Raw genomic sequence first — 20,864 nt, 5'->3', positions numbered from 1 at the left:
GCGACCCTCAGGGGCGCGGGGAACTGCGCGAGCCACCACACTGATAGCCCAAGCCGTTTACCACCAAGGACCACACATGACCCGCGTGATCGCCGGCGCAGCCGGCGGCCGGCGCCTGGCCGTCCCGCCAGGAACCGGCACTCGCCCCACCTCGGACCGCGCACGCGAGGGCCTGTTCTCCACCTGGCAGTCCCTCCTCGGCGGCCCCCTGGACGGCGAGCGCGTCCTCGACCTCTACGCCGGCTCCGGCGCCGTCGGCCTGGAGGCGCTCTCCCGCGGCGCCGGCCACACCCTCCTGGTGGAGGCGGACGCCCGGGCCGCCCGAGTGATCCGCGAGAACGTGAAGAGCCTCGGCCTCCCCGGTGCCGAGGTGAGATCGGGCAAAGCCGAACAGATCATCCGGACCCCCGCACCGGCCGAGCCGTACGACCTGGTCTTCCTGGACCCGCCGTACGCCGTCTCGGACGACGATCTTCGCGAGATTCTCCTCACACTCCGCTCAGGGGGCTGGCTCGCGCCTGACGCACTCGTCACCGTGGAGCGCAGCACCAGGGGCGGGGAATTCCGGTGGCCCGACGGTTTCGAGGGGCTCCGGGCCCGTCGTTACGGCGAGGGAACGTTTTGGTACGGTCGCGCCGCCGCTACGTGCGACAACGCCTCCGCGTGCGAAGACGCACGATGACCGGACCCGAGAGCGAGGGATCACAAGTGCGCCGCGCCGTCTGTCCCGGGTCGTTCGACCCGATCCACAACGGACACCTCGACATCATTTCCCGCGCCTCCAAGCTGTACGACGAGGTCTATGTCGCCGTCATGATCAACAAGGCCAAGAAGGGCCTGTTCGAGGTCGACGAGCGGCTCGATCTGATCCGTCAGGTCACGGCCGAGTACGGCAACGTCCGCGTCGAGGCCTTCCACGGCCTTCTCGTCGACTTCTGCAAGCAGCGCGACATCCCGGCCATCGTCAAGGGCCTGCGCGCCGTCAGCGACTTCGACTACGAGCTGCAGATGGCGCAGATGAACAACGGCCTGTCGGGCGTCGAGACGCTTTTCGTGCCGACCAATCCCACTTACAGCTTCATGTCCTCCTCCCTGGTCAAGGAGGTGGCCACCTGGGGCGGCGACGTTGCGCACCTGGTGCCGCCGGTGGTTTTGGAGGCCCTCAACAAGCGTCTGCGCCAAAGCTGAACGGGCGGCTACAGTCGTCCCGTCCGTCTCCATCACAGCTGTAGAGAGTGGCGAGCACACGGTGGACGTGCAGAAGAAGCTCGACGAGATCGTCGCGTCGATCTCAGGTGCCCGGTCGATGCCCATGTCGGCCTCGTGCGTGGTCAACCGCGCCGAACTGCTCTCGATGCTGGAAGAGGTCCGTGCGGCCCTGCCCGGTTCCCTCGCCCAGGCCCAGGAGCTGATCGGCGGCCGTGAGCAGATGGTCGAACAGGCCCGCCAGGAGGCCGAGCGGATCATCCAGGGCGCGCACGCCGAGCGCGGCTCGCTGATCTCCGACACCGAGGTCGCCCGCCGCTCCCGGGCCGAGGCCGACCGCATCCTCGGCGAGGCCCGCCAGGAGGCCGAGGAGATCCGCGCGGAGGCCGACGACTACGTCGACTCCAAGCTCGCCAACTTCGAGGTCGTCCTCACCAAGACCCTCGGCTCCGTCGGCCGGGGCCGCGAGAAGCTCCTCGGCACCGGCCCCGGCACCGACGAGAACGGCTACGAGGACGAGGACGCCCCCGAGCGCAGCCACGACCCGCAGACCCTGCGCCGCAGCGCCGACGAATACGTCGACGTCAAGCTGGGCGCCTTCGAGGCGGTCCTGGCCAAGACCCTGGAGGCGGTCGGCCGCGGCCGGCAGAAGCTGCACGGCCGGATCGCCTCCGACGACCTCGGCTCCCTCTCCGACGACCCGAGCACCCTGCAGCACTCCAGCGACGCCGACTACCTCGCCGACCTCGCCGCCCTAGCGGAACGGGACGCCCCGGCGGCCCCGGCCGAGCCGCCGGCCGTACCGGAGCAGCAGCGCTACGACCATCAGGCCGTGCAGCCGGCGTACGGGTACCAGCAGCAGGGCGCGGACCCGTACGGCTACCAGCAGGGCTACGGCGGCCAGCAGGACCCGTACGGCTACCAGCAGGCCGACCCCTACGCCTACCAGGGCTACGCCCCCCAGCAGGCCGCCTACGACCCGAACCAGGCCCAGCAGGCTCAACAGACCCAGCAGGCCCAACAGGCCCAGCCGTCCGGTCAGGGCTACGCCCTCGACGAGACCAGCCTCTTCGACACCAGCATGATCAGTGCCGAGCAGCTGAGGGCGTACGAGCAGGGCCGCGGCCAGTAGGGGAGCCACCGGATTGGGCCGTGAGCGCAAGGTCCAGTATCCTGGCTCTTCGGTCGCGCGTACGTCCGCGATCACCGCTGCCCGCAAAGCACCGATGGGCAGTGAACCCCCTGAGCTCAGCAGATCGAAAGCAGGAATGGCGTGACAGCCCGCCTCGACCACCGCAACCCTCTCGTGTTCGACACACACGAGCTGGGCCGGCGGCCCGGTGCGCTGCAGCGCCTGACCCGCGAGGTCGACGCTCCCAAGGACCTCGGTATCCAGGGAGTCGTCGGAGTGCCGGAAGGCGCCCCGGTGGAGCTCGAACTCCGGCTCGAGTCGGTCATGGAAGGGGTGCTTGTCACAGGCACCGCCCGTGCACAGGCCGAGGGGGAGTGCGTAAGGTGTCTGGAGCCGCTTCAGCTCGACGTCGAAGCGGAATTCCAGGAGATGTTCTCGTACCCTGACGCCGACGACCGGGGCCGCCATCACAGCGCGGAACCCGGCGACGACGCCGAGGACGACGAGGACAGGCTCTTTCTCGAGGACGGCCTGTTCGACCTCGAACCCGTGCTGCGCGATGCGGTGGTGCTCGCACTGCCGATGCAGCCGGTGTGCCAGGAAGACTGCCCTGGACTGTGCGCCGAGTGCGGAGCACGTCTCGCGGACGACCCGGACCACCATCATGACGCCGTCGACATCCGTTGGGCGGCACTGCAGGGACTCGCCGGTTCACTCGGAGACGGCGAGAAGGACGAGATGAGCGGCGCCGAACCGGGCGTCGACGAGAAGCAGGAGAAGTAGCCGTGGCTGTTCCGAAGCGGAAGATGTCGCGCAGCAACACGCGCCACCGCCGGTCGCAGTGGAAGGCTGCGGTCCCCACCCTGGTTGCGTGCGAGCGCTGCCACGAGCCCAAGCAGCAGCACATCGCGTGCCCGTCTTGCGGCACCTACAACAAGCGCCAGGTCCTCGAGGTCTGAGCGGCTGGTGAGAGGCACTGTGTCCACGCCGAAGAAGAACGCAACGGACAACCAGGCCTCGTCCCACACGCTGTTGGAAGGGCGGCTCGGGTACAAGCTCGAGTCCGCCCTTCTGGTGCGTGCGCTGACCCACCGCTCCTACGCGTACGAGAACGGCGGTCTGCCCACCAATGAGCGCCTGGAGTTCCTCGGGGACTCCGTGCTCGGCCTGGTGGTCACGGACACGCTGTACCGCACCCACCCCGACCTGCCCGAAGGCCAGCTGGCCAAGCTGCGGGCCGCGGTGGTCAACTCGCGTGCGCTGGCGGAGGTCGGCCGTGGACTCGACCTGGGCGCCTTCATCCGGCTCGGCCGTGGTGAAGAGGGCACGGGCGGCCGGGACAAGGCATCCATCCTCGCCGACACCCTGGAAGCGGTGATCGGCGCGGTCTATCTCGACCAGGGACTGGACTCGGCGGCGGAGCTGGTGCACCGCCTCTTCGACCCCCTGATCGAGAAGTCCTCGAACCTCGGAGCCGGCCTGGACTGGAAGACCAGTCTCCAGGAGCTCACCGCGACCGAGGGGCTCGGCGTGCCCGAGTACCTGGTCACGGAGACCGGCCCCGACCACGAGAAGACCTTCACTGCTGCCGCCCGCGTCGGAGGCGTCTCGTACGGCACCGGCACCGGCCGCAGCAAGAAGGAGGCGGAGCAGCAGGCAGCCGAATCCGCGTGGCGGGCCATCAAGGCCGCCGCGGAGGAGCGCGCCAAGAAGGCGGCTGCGAACGCCGTCGGGCCCGACGCGGACGCGTCGGCCTCCGCCTGACCGAACAGCGCGATCCGAGCGCCCGTCCCGGCCATGGGGCGGGCGCTCGGGCCATACCCGCAAGGTGTGTACGGGGGATCCGATGCCTGAGTTGCCCGAGGTCGAGGTCGTACGGCGCGGCCTGGAGCGGTGGGTCGCCCACCGTACGGTCGCCGACGTCGAAGTGCTGCACCCGCGTGCCGTACGCCGGCACATCGCGGGCTCGGACGACTTCGCGCACCGCCTCCAAGGGCACCGGATCGGCACGCCGAGCAGGCGAGGCAAGTACCTGTGGCTGCCGCTGGCGGACACCGGCCAGTCGATCCTCGCGCACCTCGGCATGAGCGGTCAGCTGCTGGTCCAGCCGCACTCCGCACCGGACGAGAAGCATCTGCGGATCCGCGTGCGCTTCGCGGACTCCCTCGCCACCGAACTGCGCTTCGTCGACCAACGCACCTTCGGCGGGCTGTCGTTGCACGACAACGCCCCCGACGGCCTGCCCGACGTCATCGCACACATCGCCCGCGACCCCCTGGACCCGCTCTTCGACGACGAGGCGTTCCACCAGGCACTGCGCCGCAAGCGCAGCACCATCAAACGGGCCCTGCTCGACCAGTCGTTGATCAGCGGTGTCGGCAACATCTATGCGGACGAGGCCCTTTGGCGCGCCCGCCTCCACTACGACCGTCCCACGGCCGGCTTCACCCGCCCGCGCACCCTCGAACTCCTGGGCCATGTACGGGACGTGATGAACGCGGCCCTCTCGGTGGGCGGGACCAGCTTCGACAGCCTCTACGTCAACGTCAACGGCGAGTCGGGCTACTTCGACCGCTCGCTGGACGCGTACGGCCGTGAAGGGCTGCCCTGCAAGCGGTGCGGTACGCCGATGCGCCGGCGGCCCTGGATGAACCGGTCCAGCTACTTCTGTCCGAAGTGTCAGCGGGCGCCGCGCGTCTCGTCGTAACGCTCCCGCGCCGCCAGCACGTCGTCCATCTGCCCCTCCACGAAGTGGATCAGGTTCAGCAGCCGCTCGGCGACGCCGCGTCCCAGGGGCGTCAGCTCGTAGTCCACCCGGGGCGGGTTGGTCGGCTGGGCGTCGCGGTGCACCAGGCCGTCGCGCTCCAGGGCGTGCAGGGTCTGGGACAGCATCTTCTCGCTGACACCGTCGACGCGGCGGCGCAGCTCGTTGAAGCGCAGCGAGCCCTCGTACAGCGCGCCGAGCGTGAGTCCGCCCCAGCGCCCCGTGACATGCTCCAGCGTGCCGCGTGACGGGCACGCCTTCGCGAACACGTTGTACGGCAGGTCCTGTGCCTCCGAGCGCTCCTGCGTGGTGTCCATGGCTGAAGCCTACTCGAACACAGCGCTAACTGACAGGTTGCACTAACCAGTAGTTAGCGCAGTGCAATCGCCCTCCAGGGCCGAGTGGCCGCTTGAAGGGCGCCGAAATGAACGAGCGCAAGCCGCCGCCCCCGCAGTAGCCTGCCGCTCGAGCCGGCCGCGGGGGGACGGCGCCTTGGGGGGAACATGTGGGATGGCCCGTTCTACCGGGTGCGCAGGGACGCATACGAGATCTGCTTCGTCCCCGACGCGGGAGAGGACCCCGAAGACGTCTGCAACGTCGACATGTGGGTGACGTTCACCGACGGGCAGCGGTGGACCGGGACCGTCTTCACCATCGACGAGGCGCGCCGCCTCATGGACCACCACGCGAACACCGGCGAGTGCCTCGGCGGGCGCTACTTCTACTGCTGGGACAACCTCATCGTCCGCGACCCCGGCATCCCCGCCATGGTCGAGGTCATCGACCAGCTCGTCACCACCGGCGACTACAGATCGGCACTGCGTCCCGTGGGCCTCGCCGAGGACTGACGACCGAGGGCCCGAAGCGCGCGGACGCGCCCGGGCCCCGGGCTGTGTTCGGTGGTGGCTCAATAGCCGAAGTCCTGCGTCCACCAAGGCCCGCCGGCGCCGAGGTGCACACCTACGCCCAGGGTCTTGAAGTCGCAGTTCAGGATGTTTGCCTTGTGGCCCGGGCTGTTCATCCAGGCTTTCATCACCGCGGCGGCGTCGGCCTGGCCGCGGGCTATGTTCTCGCCGCCCAGGTCGGTGATGCCGGCCTTCGCGGCCCGGTCCCAGGGGGACGCCCCGCTCGGATCGGTGTGGTCGAAGAAGTCCCGCTTCGCCATGTCCTCGCTGAAGTCCTGGGCCAGGTCGGCGAGCGAACTGTTGGCGGCGACCGGGCTGCATCCCACCTGGGCGCGCTCGGCGTTGACCAGCTTCAGCACCTCGGCCGCGGCAGCCGCCTCGGCGGACACGGTCACGGGCGCTTCGGCCGTCTTCTCCACCGGCTTCTGCGGCTTCTCTGGGGTCTTCGTGGCCGTACGCGAAGGAGTGTTCTCCTTGGGCTTCTCGCTGGGCGTGGCCGACGGCGTCTTCGACGGGGTCTTCGTCGGCGCGGCCGAGGAGGTCGACGGGGCCGGCGAGGCGGGCCGCTGGACGTCGCGGCTCGCCGGGGCGCCGCCCTCCTGGCGCTCGGCGCTGCCGGACGTGCCGCCCTGCTCGCTGGGGGAGTTGGTGGGCGAGTCGGCGGCCCGCACCCTGTCCGGGCTGGAGCCCCCGCCGAGCTGGTAGTTGTCGATGCCGGGCACCACACCCGTGGCCACCGCGACCGTGCCGATCGCGACCGCGGCGGAGACGCCGAGCAGCCCGGTCTTCACCGGCGCGGCGGCCTTCTTCTTGCGGCGGCGCGAGCGGCCCCCGGGGTGCCCGGACCCGCCGTCGGGCCGGAAGCCCTCGCTGCGGAAGGACGCGGTCACCGCCGTGTCGTCGCCGGGGAACGTCGTCGGGCCGGTGATCCGGTCGTAGCCCTCGTCCTCGGCGAAGAGGTAGGCGTCGCTCTTCGCGTAGGCCTCCGCGTACGCCTCGGGGTTGAGGTAGGGAGCGATGCCCATGGTCGGGCGCTCGTTCGGGTACGAGTTCAGAGGGTCGTGGCGCTCCGTGGAGGAGCCGTCCGTATGTGTGACCCCCGTGGCGCGGCCCGTGGCGGCGCGTCCGGCGGCGGAGCGTCGGTGGCGTCCCATGTCCTGGCCTTCCTCGTCCGTGCAGTCTCAACGTCCTCACAGAACTCACACGATCGAGTGAGTTTCATATGAGATTCATTGGGTGGGGACGGTACCGCATGGCGCGAGGGGAGGAAGTGTCCCGAGAGACATTGGCCCGTTAGGTTGCACTCATGAGCGAGGATGTGCGGTTGGTCGCCTGGGTGCGTGGACGCGTCCAAGGTGTGGGTTTTCGCTGGTTCACGCGGGCCAAGGCGCTCGAGATCGGCGGCCTGAGTGGTTTTGCTCTCAATTTGGCGGACGGCCGGGTCCAGGTGGTCGCGGAGGGTCCTCGAAAGGGCTGCGAAGGACTCCTCGACTGGCTCCAGGGAGCCGACACGCCCGGGCGTGTGGACGGTGTCACCGAGATCTGGGACACACCACGCGGGGGTTACGACGGCTTTGCCATCCGGTGAGCCGGTTCGGTGAACCCGCCCCGGTGTGAGCGCGGGAATCTGCCACCGGCAACCGCCGGGAGCAGAAATGGGCAGGTGGTTGCCAAGAAGCGCGCGTAGTGGCAGGCTCCGCACCTAAGAATGATCGCCACGCCCCGAGGGGCCCGCAGGAGTCGTCGCACCGCCGCTCGTAGGCCGTGTGCCCCCGGGTTTCCCGCCGATACGGGGCGTGATCGTGTTGACCGTCAAACTTTTTGGTGAGACGCTGAAAGCCCCGCGCACCTTAGCTGTTTGGCGTGGCTGAACGGCAGCACAACTCCAGGCCTGCCAAGCAACCGCGGGTGCGAATCCCTCACGACCCACACCGCATCGGTCGGTCACTCATTGTGGAGGACCATCCATCATGGCAAAGGCGCTTCTCGGTTACGTCGGCGGCTCCGACCCTCGACTCCTCGCCGAGATGCGACGGCTCCAGCAGCGCGTCCAGGACCTGGAATCCGAGCTCGGACGGATCCAGGCGGAGAACGACGCGCTGACGGCTGCCGCTTCTCACGACAGGATCATGGAGAGCATCGACGCACACCAGGCGGAGCCTGCGCTCACCTGATCACTGCATCGCTCCACGACAGCACCAGCAGTGGTTGCGCTGCCCGTATCAAAGGTTGAGTTCAACCGCTAAGTTGTCAGACGGCCGCCGTATTCAGCCGTCAGAGTTGCAAGGGACGCTTCGGCGTCCCTTCTTTCTTGCCCCCGGCTCCGGGCTTACTGGCCCGCGCATCCTTTCACCCTCTTCAACGTCTGATGTGCCCTGCGCGTTCACCGGCGAAACCGTGCGTTCATGGAGCGAGACATCGGCGGAAGGTAGAGTCCAGCGGCGTGCACCTCAAGGCCCTGACCCTCCGAGGGTTCAAGTCGTTCGCCTCGGCGACCACGCTCCGCTTCGAGCCGGGCATCACGTGCGTCGTCGGACCGAACGGTTCGGGGAAGTCCAACGTCGTGGACGCGCTCAGCTGGGTCATGGGTGAGCAGGGCGCCAAGTCGCTGCGCGGCGGCAAGATGGAGGACGTCATCTTCGCCGGCACCACCGGCCGCCCGCCGCTGGGCCGGGCCGAGGTGTCGCTGACCATCGACAACTCCGACGGGGCGCTGCCCATCGAGTACGCCGAGGTCACCATCACGCGCATCATGTTCCGCAACGGTGGCAGCGAGTACCAGATCAACGGCGACACCTGCCGGCTGCTCGACATCCAGGAACTGCTGTCCGACTCCGGCATCGGCCGCGAGATGCACGTGATCGTCGGCCAGGGCCAGCTCGACTCCGTCCTGCACGCCGATCCCATGGGCCGCCGCGCCTTCATCGAGGAGGCCGCGGGCGTCCTCAAGCACCGCAAGCGCAAGGAGAAGGCCCTTCGCAAGCTGGACGCGATGCAGGCCAATCTCGCGAGGGTGCAGGACCTCACCGACGAGCTCAGAAGGCAGCTCAAGCCGCTCGGCCGGCAGGCCGCGGTCGCGCGCCGGGCCGCGGTCATCCAGGCCGACCTCCGCGACGCCCGGCTCCGCCTGCTCGCCGACGACCTCGTAACGCTGCGGGAGGCGCTGCAGGCCGAGGTCGCCGACGAGGCCGCGCTGAAGGAGCGCAAGGAGGGCACCGAGCAGGAGCTGAAGAAGGCTCTCCAGCGTGAGGCCCTCCTGGAGGACGAAGTACGGCAGCTCTCGCCGCGCCTCCAGCGGGGCCGGCAGACCTGGTACGAGCTGTCCCAGCTCGCCGAGCGGGTGCGCGGCACCATCTCGCTGGCCGACGCGCGCGTGAAGAGCGCGACGTCCGCGCCGCCGGAGGAGCGCCGGGGCCGCGACCCCGAGGACATGGAGCGAGAGGCCGCCCGGATCCGCGAGCAGGAGGCCGAGCTGGCAGCGGCCCTGGAGGCGGCCGAGCGTGCCTTGGAGGACACGGTCGCCCACCGTGCCGAACTGGAACGCGAGCTCGTACAGGAAGAGCGGCGCCTGAAGGATGTCGCCCGCGCGATCGCCGACCGCCGCGAGGGCCTGGCGCGGCTGAACGGGCAGGTCAACGCGGCTCGTTCGCGCGCGGCCTCCGCCCAGGCAGAGATCGACCGGCTGGCCGCCGCCCGCGACGAGGCCCAGGAGCGGGCCGTCGCCGCACAGGAGGAGTACGAGGCCCTCAAGGCCGAGGTCGACGGCCTGGACGCCGGCGACGCCGAGCTCGCCGAGCAGCACGAGGCGGCCAAGCAGCGGCTCACCGAGGCCGAGGCAGCCCTTACGGCGGCCCGTGAGGCCGCCACCGCGGCGGAACGGGGCCGCGCGGCCACGCAAGCCCGCCACGAGGCGCTGGCGCTCGGGCTGCGGCGCAAGGACGGCAGTGGGGCGCTGCTCGGGGCGAAGGACCGGCTCACAGGGGTGCTGGGTCCGGCGGCGGAGCTGCTGACGGTGCAGCCGGGCTACGAGGTGCCGCTGGCGGCGGCCTTCGGAGCGGCGGCGGATGCGATCGCTGTGACATCGCCGTCGGCAGCGGCGGAGGCGATCCGGTTGCTGCGCAAGCAGGACGGGGGAAGGGCGGCCCTGCTGCTGGCGAGTGAGTTCGAAGGCGCGCGGACCGCAACGCCGGACAGGGGCGCGGGGAACCGCGCGCCCAGCCACGATGAGCACGCGGACGCCGGACTTCAGGGATCGGCGCCACCCGCGGCGAACTTCGTCCACGGCCCCACCGACCTCATGCCCGCAGTACGTCGTCTCCTCCACGGCATCGTCGTCGTAGGCACCCTTGAGGATGCCGAAGACCTCGTCTACGCCCACCCCCACCTCACCGCCGTGACCGCCGAGGGCGACCTCCTCGGCGCGCATTTCGCGCATGGCGGGTCCGCCGGAGCGCCGAGCCTCCTCGAAGTTCAGGCCTCCGTCGACGAGGCCGCCGCAGAGTCGGCGGAGCTGGCGGTGCGTTGCGAGGAGCTGGCTCAGGCTCAACAAGCGGCGGCCGACCGACGCAAGGAGTGCGCCGTACACGTCGAGGAGCTGGGGGAGCGGCGCCGGGCGGCCGACCGGGAGAAGTCATCCGTGGCCCAGCAGCTCGGTCGGCTCGCGGGCCAGGCGAGGGGCGCGGCGGGCGAAGCGGAGCGTTCCGTGGCCGCCGCCGCACGGGCGCAGGAGGCGCTCGACAAGGCCCTCCAGGACGCCGAGGAACTCGCCGAGCGGCTCGCCGTGGCCGAGGAGATGCCGGTCGAGGAGGAGCCCGACACCTCGGTACGGGACCGTCTCGCCGCCGACGGTGCCAACGCACGGCAGACCGAGATGGAGGCCCGGCTCCAGGCGCGCACGCACGAGGAGCGGGTCAAGGGGCTCGCCGGACGTGCCGACTCCCTCGACCGGGCCGCCCGTGCCGAACGCGAGGCACGCGCGCGTGCCGACCAGCGGCGGGCCCGGCTGCGCCACGAGGCGGCTGTCGCGGAGGCCGTGGCCGCCGGCGCCCGCCAGCTGCTCGCGCACGTCGAGGTCTCCCTCGCCCGGGCCGACGAGGAGCGCACCGCCGCCGAGGCCGCCAAGGCCCGCCGCGAGCAGGAGTTGGCCCGGGCCCGTGACGCGGGCCGCGATCTCAAGGCCGAGCTCGACAAGCTGACCGACTCCGTCCACCGCGGGGAGGTCCTCGGCGCCGAGAAGCGGATGCGGATCGAGCAGCTGGAGACCAAGGCGCTGGAGGAGCTGGGCGTGGAACCCGCCGGGCTCGTCTCCGAGTACGGGCCCCACCAGCTCGTACCGCCGTCCCTGGCCGCCGAGGGCGAGCAGCTCCCCGAGGACCCGGAGCACCCGCGCAACCAGCCGAGGCCGTTTCGGCGGGGCGAGCAGGAGAAGCGGCTCAAGGCCGCCGAGCGGGCCTACCAGCAGCTCGGCAAGGTCAACCCGCTGGCGTTGGAGGAGTTCGCGGCGCTGGAGGAACGGCACAAGTTCCTCAGCGAGCAGCTGGAGGACCTGAAGAAGACCCGCGCCGATCTGCTCCAGGTCGTCAAGGAGGTCGACGAGCGCGTCGAGCAGGTCTTCACCGAGGCCTACCGGGACACGGCCCGGGAGTTCGAGGGCGTCTTCAGCCGGCTGTTCCCCGGGGGTGAGGGACGGCTGATCCTGACCGATCCCGACAACATGCTCACCACCGGCGTGGACGTCGAGGCCCGCCCGCCGGGCAAGAAGGTGAAGCGGCTCAGCCTGCTGTCCGGCGGCGAGCGGTCGCTGACGGCCGTGGCGATGCTGGTGTCGATCTTCAAGGCCAGGCCGAGCCCGTTCTATGTCATGGACGAGGTCGAGGCCGCGCTCGACGACACCAATCTCCAGCGGCTGATCCGGATCATGCAGGAGTTGCAGGAAGCCTCGCAGCTGATCGTGATCACGCATCAGAAGCGCACGATGGAGGTCGCCGACGCGTTGTACGGCGTCTCCATGCAGGGCGACGGTGTCTCCAAGGTGATCAGCCAGCGGCTTCGCTGACGTCGTTCCGCCGGCACTGCCTCGCACTTCACGTTCTCTTCAAGAAGTGAACACACGTCACCTCGTCGCGTCTCCAAACTCACAGCACTTCACCTATTGACTTCGATACTTGAAGGCATAGTCTCTGCAACGTTGCTTTTACCTTCAGGTATCACCACTTGGAGGGGCTGACCCCCCACCCGGCAGCGTTGCCGGCGCCCGAGGAGTACACGTGACCAGCACAGCGCAGGCACCCACGCCAGGAGCCAGGACGGCTCATCCCGAGCATCTCGGGCACGTCGTCTTCATCACCGCGGCTGCCGCCATGGGCGGCTTCCTGTTCGGCTACGACAGCTCGGTGATCAACGGAGCGAACGGCGGCATCCAGGCCCGGTTCGACCTCAGCTCCGGCGCGACCGGAACCGTCGCCGCCTGCGCCCTGCTCGGCAGCGCCGTGGGAGCGGCCGTCGCCGGCCGCATAGCCGACCGCATCGGCCGTATCCGCGTCATGCAGATCGCGGCCGTGCTGTTCGCCGTGAGCGCCGTCGGCTCCGGCCTGCCCTTCGCCGCGTGGGACCTCGCGGCCTGGCGGGTCCTCGGCGGCATCGCCATCGGCATGGCCTCCGTCATCGGCCCGGCCTACATCGCCGAAGTCGCCCCTCCCGCCTACCGCGGCCGGCTCGCCTCGTTCCAGCAAGCCGCCATCGTCATCGGCATCGCCGTCTCCCAGCTCGTGAACTGGGCCATCCTGAACATGGCCGACGGCGAGGAGCGAGGCACGGTCGCGGGCCTGGAAGCCTGGCAGTGGATGCTCGGCGTGATGCTCGTGCCCGCGATCGTCTACGGGCTGCTCTCCTTCGCCATCCCCGAGTCCCCGCGCTATCTGATCAGCGTCGGCCGTATCACCGACGCCAAGAAGGTGCTCGCCGACGTCGAGGGCGACATCGACCTGGACAGCCGTGTCGCTGAGATCGACCAGGCCATGCGCAGCGACCACAAGTCCACCTTCAAGGACCTGCTGGGCGGCAGGTCCGGCCTCCTGCCGATCGTGTGGATCGGTATCGGCCTCTCCGTCTTCCAGCAGCTGGTCGGCATCAACGTCATCTTCTACTACTCGAACCTGCTGTGGCAGTCCGTCGGCGTCGACCCGTCGAGCTCGTTCTTCTACTCGTTCGAGACCTCGATCATCAACATCATCGGCACCGTGATCGCGATGATCTTCGTCGACCGCATCGGCCGCAAGCCGCTCGCCCTCATCGGCTCCATCGGCATGGGCATCGCCCTCGCGGCGGCGGCCTGGGCGTTCTCCTTCCAGAGCGGCAACGACCCGCTGCCGACCGCGCAGGGCTATGTGGCGCTGATCGCCGCCAACGCCTTCGTCCTCTTCTTCGCCCTGTCCTGGGGCGTGGTCGTCTGGGTCATGCTCGGCGAGGTCTTCCCGAACAAGATCCGCGCCGCCGCCCTGGGCGTGGCCGCGTCGGCCCAGTGGATCGCCAACTGGCTGATCACGATCACCTTCCCGGACCTGGCGGACTGGAACCTGTCGCTCACCTACGTCATGTACGCGGTGTTCGCCTTCCTCTCCATCCCCTTCATCCTCAAGTTCGTGCCCGAGACCAAGGGCAAGAAGCTGGAGGAGATGGGCTGACCGGCCCCCGGACCCGGGGGGAAGGGCCAAGTCCCCGCTGCCCCTCTCCCCGTAACCACGCCGCCGCCCCGGCTCGGCCACTGCCGGAGCCGGGGCGGCGGTGTCGTGTACGGCCGGTCAGTCGCCGAGCCCTGGCAGCACCCGCTCGCAGAACAGCCTGAGGCTCCGCCACCCCTCTTCCACCGGCATCCCGCCCGACAGCGGGTGCAGGACGTAGTTGTCGAACCCCAGGGCCACGCACTCGTCGGGCGTGACGATCCGGTACACGCCCTCGGCGCGCAGCTCCGGCACGCTCGTGGCCGCCGACTTCACCGCCGAGCGGATCTCGCCGGACTGCCAGGAGGCGTACGTCCGTGCCTCGTGCAGGAAGTGCCGGCCGTACTGCGCCCAGGCCCGGTCGGGGTCCTCGGCGATGTGCAGCAGCGGTGTCTCGGCGGCCGGCATCATCGTCCAGCCCTCGGTGCCGTACTCCACCAGCCGCTCCTTGTAGTACGCCTCCAGCTCCGGCAGATGCGCGCTGGGGAAGAACGGCAGGCCGAGCCGGGCGGCCCGGCGCGCGGCGGCCTTCGAGGAGCCGCCGACCAGCAGCAGGGGGTGCGGGTCGGTGAACGGGCGCGGAGTGATCCGTACCGTACGGCCCCGGTACTCGAAGGGCTCGCCCGTCCACGCCTTCAGCAACGTCTCCAGCAGCTCGTCCTGGAGCCTGCCGCGCCGCTTCCAGTCCACGTCGAACAGGGCGTACTCCTCGGGGCGGTACCCGATGCCCGCCACCGTCACGAGTCGTCCGCCGCTCAGCAGATCCAGTACGGCGATGTCCTCGGCGAGGCGCAGTGGGTCGTGCAGCGGGCCGATGATCGCGGAGACCGTGACGGCGATGGTCCGGGTCGCGCCGAAGACCGCGGAGGCGAAGGCGAAGGGGGACGGCAGCCAGTTGTTCTCGGCGCCGTGGTGCTCCTCCGTCTGCACGGTGGTGATGCCGCGCTCGTCGGCGTAGGCCGCCATCTCCAGGGCGGCCCGGTAACGGGCGGCGAGCGAGGCGGGGGTCGCGTCGGGCTCGACGAGGTTGAAGCGTACGACCGTGACGGGCATAGGGGTCCCCCTTCACCGGGCGGGTGTGAAAGCGGACGTTAGCTGACGGTGTGTCAGACATCCAGAGGGGTGTCGCCGGACTCCATGGCCGATACTGGACGCGTTATGGACATCGTCATCCTTGCTGTAGTCATCGCCGTGGTCGTGCTCGGCGCGCTCGGCGGGCTCATCGTCGGCAGCCGGCGCAAGAAGCAGCTGCCTCCGCCGCCCCCGGCCGCCCCCGACATCACTGCCCCTCCGGCCGAGCCGCACGTCGGCGACGAGGCCGAGACACCGCGCGACGAAGAGCGCCGGACCATAGAGGAGGTGGACCTGCCCGACGGCTCGACCGGGGTCGCCGTCGAGGAACCGCCCGTCGTCGAAGAGCTCCCGCCGACCGCGATCGAGGTGCCGGAGCCCACCGCCGGCCGCCTGATCCGGCTGCGCGCCCGGCTCTCCCGCTCCCAGAACGCGCTCGGCAAGGGGCTGCTCACGCTCCTGTCGCGCGAGCACCTCGACGAGGACACCTGGGAGGAGATCGAGGACACGCTGCTCACCGCCGACGTCGGTGTGGCGCCCACCCAGGAGCTGGTCGAGGGCCTGCGCGAGCGCGTGAAGGTGCTCGGCACCCGCACGCCCGCCGAGCTGCGCGGCCTGCTGCGCGAAGAGCTGCTCAAGCTGGTCGGCACCGAATTCGACCGCACGGTCAAGACCGAACCGGAGACCAGCAAGCCCGGCATCGTCATGGTCGTCGGCGTCAACGGCACCGGCAAGACCACCACCACCGGCAAGCTCGCCCGTGTCCTCGTCGCCGACGGCCGCAGCGTCGTCCTGGGCGCCGCGGACACCTTCCGTGCCGCCGCCGCCGACCAGCTCCAGACCTGGGGCGAGCGGGTCGGCGCCTACACCGTGCGCGGTCCCGAGGGCGGCGACCCCGCCTCCGTCGCCTTCGACGCGGTGAAGGAGGGCAAGGAGATGGGCTCGGACGTCGTCCTCATCGACACCGCCGGGCGTCTGCACACCAAGGCCGGCCTCATGGACGAGCTCGGCAAGGTCAAGCGGGTCGTGGAGAAGCACGCGCCGCTGGACGAGGTGCTGCTCGTGCTGGACGCCACGACCGGGCAGAACGGCCTCGTGCAGGCCCGGGTCTTCGCCGAGGTCGTCGACATCACCGGCATCGTGCTCACCAAGCTGGACGGCACGGCCAAGGGCGGCATCGTCGTCGCGGTCCAGCGCGAGCTGGGCGTGCCGGTGAAGCTGGTCGGGCTGGGCGAGGGCGCCGACGACCTGGCGCCGTTCGAGCCGGAGGCGTTCGTCGACGCCCTTATCGGGGAGTGAAACACCTACACCCACAAAGGGACATTTCACCTACGGATTTCCGTATGTGGTCGCTCGGAGAAGCGCCCGCCTCCCAAGGTGCAGTTGGGGGACGGGCGCTTCGCTGGTTGCGCCTAGGTCGTGTCCTACGCGCGCGACCTGTGTGCGACGTAGGCCAGCGTGCCCAGCAGCAGTCGCGCCGCCGGCGGCTTCGTCGCCGTGTCCAGCGCCGGTGGCCGCAGCCAGCGGACCGGGCCCAGACCGCCCCGGTCGGACGGCGGCGCCGTGATGTGCGCGCCCGGGCCGAGGCCGCGCAGATCCAGGTGGGTCGGGTCGTCCCAGCCCATGCGGTAGAGCAGTCCGGGGAGCTCGGCGGCGGCCCCGGGGGCGACGAAGAAGTGGGCGCGGCCCTCGGGGGTGGCGGTGACCGGGCCGAGGGGGAGTCCCATGCGCTCGAGCCGGGTCAGCGCGCGGCGGCCGGCGGGCTCGGCCACCTCGATCACATCGAACGCCTGCCCGACCGGCAGCATCACCGCCGCGCCCGGGAACTCCGCCCACGCCTTGGTGGCCTCGTCGAGGGTGGCCCCGGCAGGGATGCGGGGAGCGAAGCCCAGGGGGTGTGCGCCGGGATTGCGGCAGTCGGAACGGCCGCACGAGCAGGCGCCCGCGGCGGCACGCGCGCCGGGCACCACGTCCCAGCCCCACAGTCCGGTGAACTCGGCGACGGCGGTGCACTCCGAGGAGCGACCGCGTCGACGCGAGCCGGACCGGATCTCCCGGATGCCGCCGATCGTGAAGCCCATGCCCCCTCCAACGGGTCCAGCGCGCCGGTGGTTACGACGCGGATGCGTCATGTGACCCTGCGTGTCCTTGGGCGGCCGGTTACCCGCCGGCGTGGCTCGGTCAACGCGGCGTTCGGGAGCACTCCGGTCGCCAACTCCGCGACATGCGCCCCCGAGTGCTTCGTTCCGCCCACTTCGGGCCGTCCTATGTCAAGTGAATCGCGCGGAGGCGAGCGTTAGTTCATTCGAAGGGGTGGCGAATGGTGGCGTTTCCGGGATCGCCGTGGCTGGGGCCGTGATCGTAGGATTACCGTGTGTGCATGAACCCCGGGGGCACATGCACTCGTGGGTATGCCGGAGGCAAGTCGGCATTCCGTTCGAAGGGTGACAAGTGCCGGACGGGCGACGGTGGTTACCGGCATTCTGATAGGGCTTGGCGCACTCGGTGACAAGTGGTCCAAGGGATGGGGGCGTTCCAGTGAGCGGCAACAGCGGAAGCGGTACGAGCGCCGGCGGCGCGTCGCACGCTGACAAGCGCCCGAACGAGCTGCTCACCTCCTGGTTCGTGCGCAGCGGCTGGTCGAAGGGCGAGCTCGCCCGCCAAGTCAACCGCAGGGCCCGCCAGTTGGGCGCCAATCACATCTCCACCGACACCTCACGCGTACGCCGCTGGCTGGACGGCGAGAACCCCCGCGAGCCGATCCCGCGGATCCTGTCCGAGCTGTTCTCCGAGCGGTTCGGCTGCGTCGTCTCCGTCGAGGACCTCGGCCTGCGCGCCGCCCGTCAGTCACCCTCCGCGTCCGGTGTGGACCTGCCCTGGACGGGCCCGCAGACGGTGGCCCTGCTCAGCGAGTTCTCGCGCAGCGACCTGATGCTGGCGCGGCGCGGCTTCCTCGGGAGCTCGCTGGCCCTGTCCGCGGGCCCGGCCCTCATCGAACCGATGCAGCGCTGGCTCGTCCCCGCCCCGCCCACCCCGTACCAGGAGCCCACGCCCGTCCCGTCCTCACGCGCGCGTGGCCGGCTCTCCAAGCCCGAGCTGGACCTCCTGGAGTCCACGACCGTGATGTTCCGGCAGTGGGACGCCCAGTGCGGCGGCGGACTGCGCCGCAAGGCCGTGGTGGGCCAGCTGCACGAGGTGACCGACCTGCTCCAGGAACCCCACCCCGAGGCCACCACCCGCAAGCTGTTCAAGGTCGCCGCCGAACTGGCCGAGCTGGCCGGCTGGATGTCCTACGACGTGGGGCTCCAGCCCACCGCGCAGAAGTACTTCGTCCTGGCCCTGCACGCCGCCAAGGAGGCCGGCGACCGGCCGCTCGGCTCGTACGTCCTCTCGAGCATGAGCCGCCAGATGATCCACCTCGGCCGGCCCGACGACGCGCTGGAGCTGATCCACCTCGCGCAGTACGGCAGCCGGGACTGCGCGAGCCCGCGCACCCAGTCGATGCTGTATGCGATGGAGGCCCGCGCCTACGCCAACATGGGCCAGCCCGGCAAGTGCAAGCGGGCCGTCCGGATGGCCGAGGACACCTTCGCCGAGGCCGACGAGTGGGACGAGCCGGACCCCGACTGGATCCGCTTCTTCTCCGAGGCCGAGCTGTACGGCGAGAATTCCCACTCCTTCCGCGACCTCGCCTATGTAGCCGGCCGCAGCCCCACCTACGCCTCGCTCGCCGAGCCGCTGATGCAGCAGGCCGTGGACCTGTTCGCGAAGGACGCCGAGCACCAGCGGTCCTACGCGCTGAACCTCATCGGCATGGCCACGGTCCATCTGCTGCGGCGCGAGCCCGGGCAGAGCGCGGTCTACGCCGAGCAGGCCATGCACATCGCCAAGAAGGTGCGCTCCGAGCGTGTCAACACCCGTATCCGAAAGACGGTCGACACGGCCGCACGCGACTTCGGGGATCTCGCCGAGGTCGTGGACCTGACGGACAAGCTCGCCGTGGAACTGCCCGAGACCGCGGAGGCGGTCTGAAGCCCAGGGACACCCTGGGAACCCCAGAACCCCGGCCGCGGCCGGCCCTCCCGAACTGCCCGACTCGGCTCCCCCATGCCAGGTCATCGGAAGGCCGACCGCGGCCGGTCTCTTTCCTTCGTTCAGTGAAGGTTGCGCCACGATAACGATCAGGCAGCCGCATATCCGGCAGTTCATCGACGCGTAACACAGAAGGCGCCCTTGTCACGGCGGCGAAACAACGAGGGGCTTCGACGGAAACCGCGCTGCGCCAATCTCATGGCGCATAACCGGCCCGCCCCTCATTCCGCTCAGGCTTCGCCCGCACGGGGCCGTACCAATGACGAGGAGACGCCGATGGCACCAGCCATCATGATGGCGGCAGACAAGGTAGAGCTGTCGCCCGCCAACACAGGTTTCATGCTCATCTGTTCCGCCCTGGTGATGCTCATGACCCCGGGCCTGGCCTTCTTCTACGGAGGCATGGTCCGCGTCAAGAGCACCCTCAACATGCTGATGATGAGCTTCATCAGCCTGGGAATCGTCACCGTCCTGTGGGTGCTGTTCGGCTTCTCGCTCGCATTCGGCGATTCGCACGGCGGCCTCATCGGCTGGTCCTCCGACTTCGTCGGCCTCAGCGGAATCGGCAAGACCGAGCTGTGGGACATCTACAACATCCCCGTCTATGTCTTCGCCGTGTTCCAGCTGATGTTCGCGATCATCACGCCCGCCCTGATCAGCGGCGCGCTCGCGGACCGCGTGAAGTTCTCCGCGTGGGCGCTGTTCATCACCCTGTGGGCGATCATCGTCTACTTCCCGGTCGCCCACTGGGTCTGGGCGCCGAGCGGTGGCTGGGCCTTCAAGCTCGGTGTGATCGACTTCGCCGGTGGTACCGCGGTCCACATCAACGCGGGTGCCGCGGCGCTCGGCGTGATCCTGGTCATCGGCAAGCGGGTCGGCTTCAAGAAGGACCCGATGCGTCCGCACAGCCTGCCGCTGGTCATGCTCGGCTCCGGCCTGCTGTGGTTCGGCTGGTTCGGCTTCAACGCCGGCTCCTGGCTCGGCAACGACGACGGCGTCGGCGCGCTGATGTTCGTCAACACGCAGGTCGCCACCGCCGCCGCCATGCTGGCCTGGCTCGCCTACGAGAAGATCCGCCACGGCGCGTTCACCACCCTCGGTGCCGCCTCCGGCGCGGTCGCCGGACTCGTCGCCATCACCCCGGCCGGCGGCGCGGTCTCCCCGCTCGGCGCGATCGCCGTCGGCGCCATCGCCGGTGTCCTGTGCGCCATGGCCGTCGGCCTGAAGTACAAGTTGGGCTACGACGACTCCCTCGACGTCGTCGGCGTCCACCTGGTCGGCGGTATCGCCGGCTCCCTGCTCATCGGGTTCTTCGCCACCGGCGGCGGCCAGTCCGACGTGGCCGGTCTCTTCTACGGCGGCGGCATGGCCCAGTTCTGGAAGCAGTGCGCCGGAGTCTTCGCGGTCCTCGCCTACTCCCTCGTCGTCTCCGCGGTCCTCGCCTTCATTCTCGACAAGACGATCGGCATGCGGGTCACCGAGGACGAGGAGGTCGCCGGCATCGACCAGGCCGAGCACGCCGAGACCGCATACGACTTCAGCGGCGCCGGTGGCGGTGCCGCCCGGACCGCCGCCGCCCCGGCCCCCGTGGCCGCCGCCGCGAGCAAGAAGGTGGACGCATGAAGCTCATCACCGCAGTCGTCAAGCCGCACCGGCTCGACGAGATCAAGGAAGCCCTCCAGGCCTTCGGAGTGCACGGTCTGACGGTCACCGAGGCGAGCGGCTACGGCCGCCAGCGCGGTCACACCGAGGTCTACCGCGGTGCCGAGTACACCGTCGACCTGGTCCCGAAGATCCGGATCGAGGTCCTCGCCGAGGACGACGACGCCGAGCAGCTGATCGACGTCATCGTCAAGGCCGCCCGAACCGGCAAGATCGGTGACGGCAAGGTCTGGTCCCTCCCGGTCGAGACGGCCGTACGGGTCCGGACCGGCGAGCGCGGACCGGACGCGCTCTGACACGGAGGAACAGGAGCA

General features: G+C 69.9%; 20 protein-coding genes. 16 read left to right on the top strand and 4 right to left on the bottom strand.

Going from position 1 to position 20,864, the window contains the following annotated elements; all coding sequences use genetic code 11:
* Positions 1 to 43: 43 nt before the first annotated feature.
* The 7 genes from rsmD (at position 44) to mutM (ending at position 5,045) form a co-directional block, all read left to right on the top strand.
* Positions 44 to 682, top strand: coding sequence for a 16S rRNA (guanine(966)-N(2))-methyltransferase RsmD (gene rsmD / locus ACHBTE_RS18580; RefSeq protein WP_394725038.1), 639 nt, complete (start codon positions 44 to 46; stop codon positions 680 to 682).
* 26 nt (positions 683 to 708) lie between these two features.
* Complete coding sequence (gene coaD, locus ACHBTE_RS18575) at positions 709 to 1,188, top strand: pantetheine-phosphate adenylyltransferase (RefSeq protein WP_394725025.1); 480 nt, start codon at positions 709 to 711, stop codon at positions 1,186 to 1,188.
* Between the two features lie 61 nt (positions 1,189 to 1,249).
* Positions 1,250 to 2,338 carry an ATP synthase F0 subunit B gene (locus ACHBTE_RS18570; RefSeq protein ID WP_394725024.1) on the top strand — a complete coding sequence of 363 codons (1,089 nt, stop codon included), beginning with the start codon at positions 1,250 to 1,252 and terminating at the stop codon, positions 2,336 to 2,338.
* Positions 2,339 to 2,479: 141 nt separating this feature from the next.
* Positions 2,480 to 3,121, top strand: coding sequence for a YceD family protein (locus tag ACHBTE_RS18565; RefSeq protein ID WP_394725023.1), 642 nt, complete (start codon positions 2,480 to 2,482; stop codon positions 3,119 to 3,121).
* Positions 3,122 to 3,123: 2 nt separating this feature from the next.
* Positions 3,124 to 3,297 (top strand): 50S ribosomal protein L32, encoded by a 174-nt coding sequence (gene rpmF, locus ACHBTE_RS18560; RefSeq protein WP_003951102.1) that lies wholly within the window; start codon positions 3,124 to 3,126, stop codon positions 3,295 to 3,297.
* A gap of 19 nt (positions 3,298 to 3,316) precedes the next feature.
* Positions 3,317 to 4,102 carry a ribonuclease III gene (gene rnc, locus ACHBTE_RS18555; protein WP_394725037.1) on the top strand — a complete coding sequence of 262 codons (786 nt, stop codon included), beginning with the start codon at positions 3,317 to 3,319 and terminating at the stop codon, positions 4,100 to 4,102.
* 82 nt (positions 4,103 to 4,184) lie between these two features.
* Complete coding sequence (gene mutM, locus ACHBTE_RS18550; RefSeq protein WP_394725021.1) at positions 4,185 to 5,045, top strand: bifunctional DNA-formamidopyrimidine glycosylase/DNA-(apurinic or apyrimidinic site) lyase; 861 nt, start codon at positions 4,185 to 4,187, stop codon at positions 5,043 to 5,045.
* Here mutM and ACHBTE_RS18545 read toward each other — a convergent pair.
* Entirely contained in the window at positions 5,018 to 5,419 is a 402-nt protein-coding gene (locus ACHBTE_RS18545; protein WP_394725020.1) for a winged helix-turn-helix transcriptional regulator, read from the bottom strand. The two genes, mutM and ACHBTE_RS18545, sit on opposite strands and share 28 nt — an antisense overlap.
* Positions 5,420 to 5,605: 186 nt before the next feature.
* Between ACHBTE_RS18545 and ACHBTE_RS18540 the strand changes: the two genes are divergently transcribed.
* The gene (locus ACHBTE_RS18540; RefSeq protein ID WP_394725019.1) at positions 5,606 to 5,950 is read left to right on the top strand and encodes a hypothetical protein; all 345 of its coding nucleotides are present in this window, start codon (positions 5,606 to 5,608) and stop codon (positions 5,948 to 5,950) included.
* A gap of 59 nt (positions 5,951 to 6,009) precedes the next feature.
* Here the strand turns inward: ACHBTE_RS18540 and ACHBTE_RS18535 are convergent, their stop codons facing one another.
* A complete protein-coding gene (locus tag ACHBTE_RS18535; protein WP_394725018.1) occupies positions 6,010 to 7,161 on the bottom strand; it encodes a CAP domain-containing protein in 1,152 nt (383 codons plus the stop codon).
* Positions 7,162 to 7,313: 152 nt separating this feature from the next.
* Between ACHBTE_RS18535 and ACHBTE_RS18530 the strand changes: the two genes are divergently transcribed.
* The 4 genes from ACHBTE_RS18530 to ACHBTE_RS18515 all read left to right on the top strand — a co-directional run bounded on the left by ACHBTE_RS18530 (position 7,314) and on the right by ACHBTE_RS18515 (position 13,689).
* Positions 7,314 to 7,595, top strand: a complete 282-nt coding sequence (locus ACHBTE_RS18530) for an acylphosphatase (protein ID WP_394725017.1) — start codon at positions 7,314 to 7,316, stop codon at positions 7,593 to 7,595.
* A gap of 382 nt (positions 7,596 to 7,977) precedes the next feature.
* On the top strand, positions 7,978 to 8,181 hold the full coding sequence (locus tag ACHBTE_RS18525) for a hypothetical protein (protein WP_030048901.1): 204 nt from the start codon (positions 7,978 to 7,980) through the stop codon (positions 8,179 to 8,181).
* Positions 8,182 to 8,450: 269 nt separating this feature from the next.
* Positions 8,451 to 12,062: a chromosome segregation protein SMC gene (gene smc / locus ACHBTE_RS18520; RefSeq protein WP_394725016.1), complete on the top strand. Its 3,612-nt coding sequence runs from the start codon at positions 8,451 to 8,453 to the stop codon at positions 12,060 to 12,062.
* A 211-nt stretch (positions 12,063 to 12,273) separates the two neighbouring features.
* Positions 12,274 to 13,689 carry a sugar porter family MFS transporter gene (locus ACHBTE_RS18515; RefSeq protein WP_394725015.1) on the top strand — a complete coding sequence of 472 codons (1,416 nt, stop codon included), beginning with the start codon at positions 12,274 to 12,276 and terminating at the stop codon, positions 13,687 to 13,689.
* 117 nt (positions 13,690 to 13,806) lie between these two features.
* On the opposite strand, the gene ACHBTE_RS18510 is transcribed toward ACHBTE_RS18515, so the two are convergent.
* Positions 13,807 to 14,778, bottom strand: coding sequence for an LLM class flavin-dependent oxidoreductase (locus tag ACHBTE_RS18510; RefSeq protein ID WP_394725014.1), 972 nt, complete (start codon positions 14,776 to 14,778; stop codon positions 13,807 to 13,809).
* A 105-nt stretch (positions 14,779 to 14,883) separates the two neighbouring features.
* Here ACHBTE_RS18510 and ftsY point away from each other — a divergent pair, with 105 nt between their 5' ends.
* Entirely contained in the window at positions 14,884 to 16,095 is a 1,212-nt protein-coding gene (gene ftsY / locus ACHBTE_RS18505; protein WP_394725013.1) for a signal recognition particle-docking protein FtsY, read from the top strand.
* A gap of 125 nt (positions 16,096 to 16,220) precedes the next feature.
* Here the strand turns inward: ftsY and ACHBTE_RS18500 are convergent, their stop codons facing one another.
* On the bottom strand, positions 16,221 to 16,877 hold the full coding sequence (locus ACHBTE_RS18500) for a bifunctional DNA primase/polymerase (protein WP_394725012.1): 657 nt from the start codon (positions 16,875 to 16,877) through the stop codon (positions 16,221 to 16,223).
* 457 nt (positions 16,878 to 17,334) lie between these two features.
* Between ACHBTE_RS18500 and ACHBTE_RS18495 the strand changes: the two genes are divergently transcribed.
* The 3 genes from ACHBTE_RS18495 (at position 17,335) to ACHBTE_RS18485 (ending at position 20,846) form a co-directional block, all read left to right on the top strand.
* Positions 17,335 to 18,828 carry a hypothetical protein gene (locus tag ACHBTE_RS18495; protein WP_394725011.1) on the top strand — a complete coding sequence of 498 codons (1,494 nt, stop codon included), beginning with the start codon at positions 17,335 to 17,337 and terminating at the stop codon, positions 18,826 to 18,828.
* Between the two features lie 336 nt (positions 18,829 to 19,164).
* Positions 19,165 to 20,511 (top strand): ammonium transporter, encoded by a 1,347-nt coding sequence (locus ACHBTE_RS18490; RefSeq protein WP_394725010.1) that lies wholly within the window; start codon positions 19,165 to 19,167, stop codon positions 20,509 to 20,511.
* Positions 20,508 to 20,846: a P-II family nitrogen regulator gene (locus tag ACHBTE_RS18485; protein WP_003997576.1), complete on the top strand. Its 339-nt coding sequence runs from the start codon at positions 20,508 to 20,510 to the stop codon at positions 20,844 to 20,846. Before ACHBTE_RS18490 ends, ACHBTE_RS18485 begins: the two co-directional genes overlap by 4 nt.
* The last annotated feature ends 18 nt before the right edge of the window (positions 20,847 to 20,864 follow it).

The sequence above is a fragment of the Streptomyces sp. M41 genome, from assembly GCF_043673425.1.
Classification (GTDB): domain Bacteria; phylum Actinomycetota; class Actinomycetes; order Streptomycetales; family Streptomycetaceae; genus Streptomyces.
Note: the sequence above shows the minus strand (reverse complement) of the source record. Positions and strands in the feature narration are given on the sequence as shown.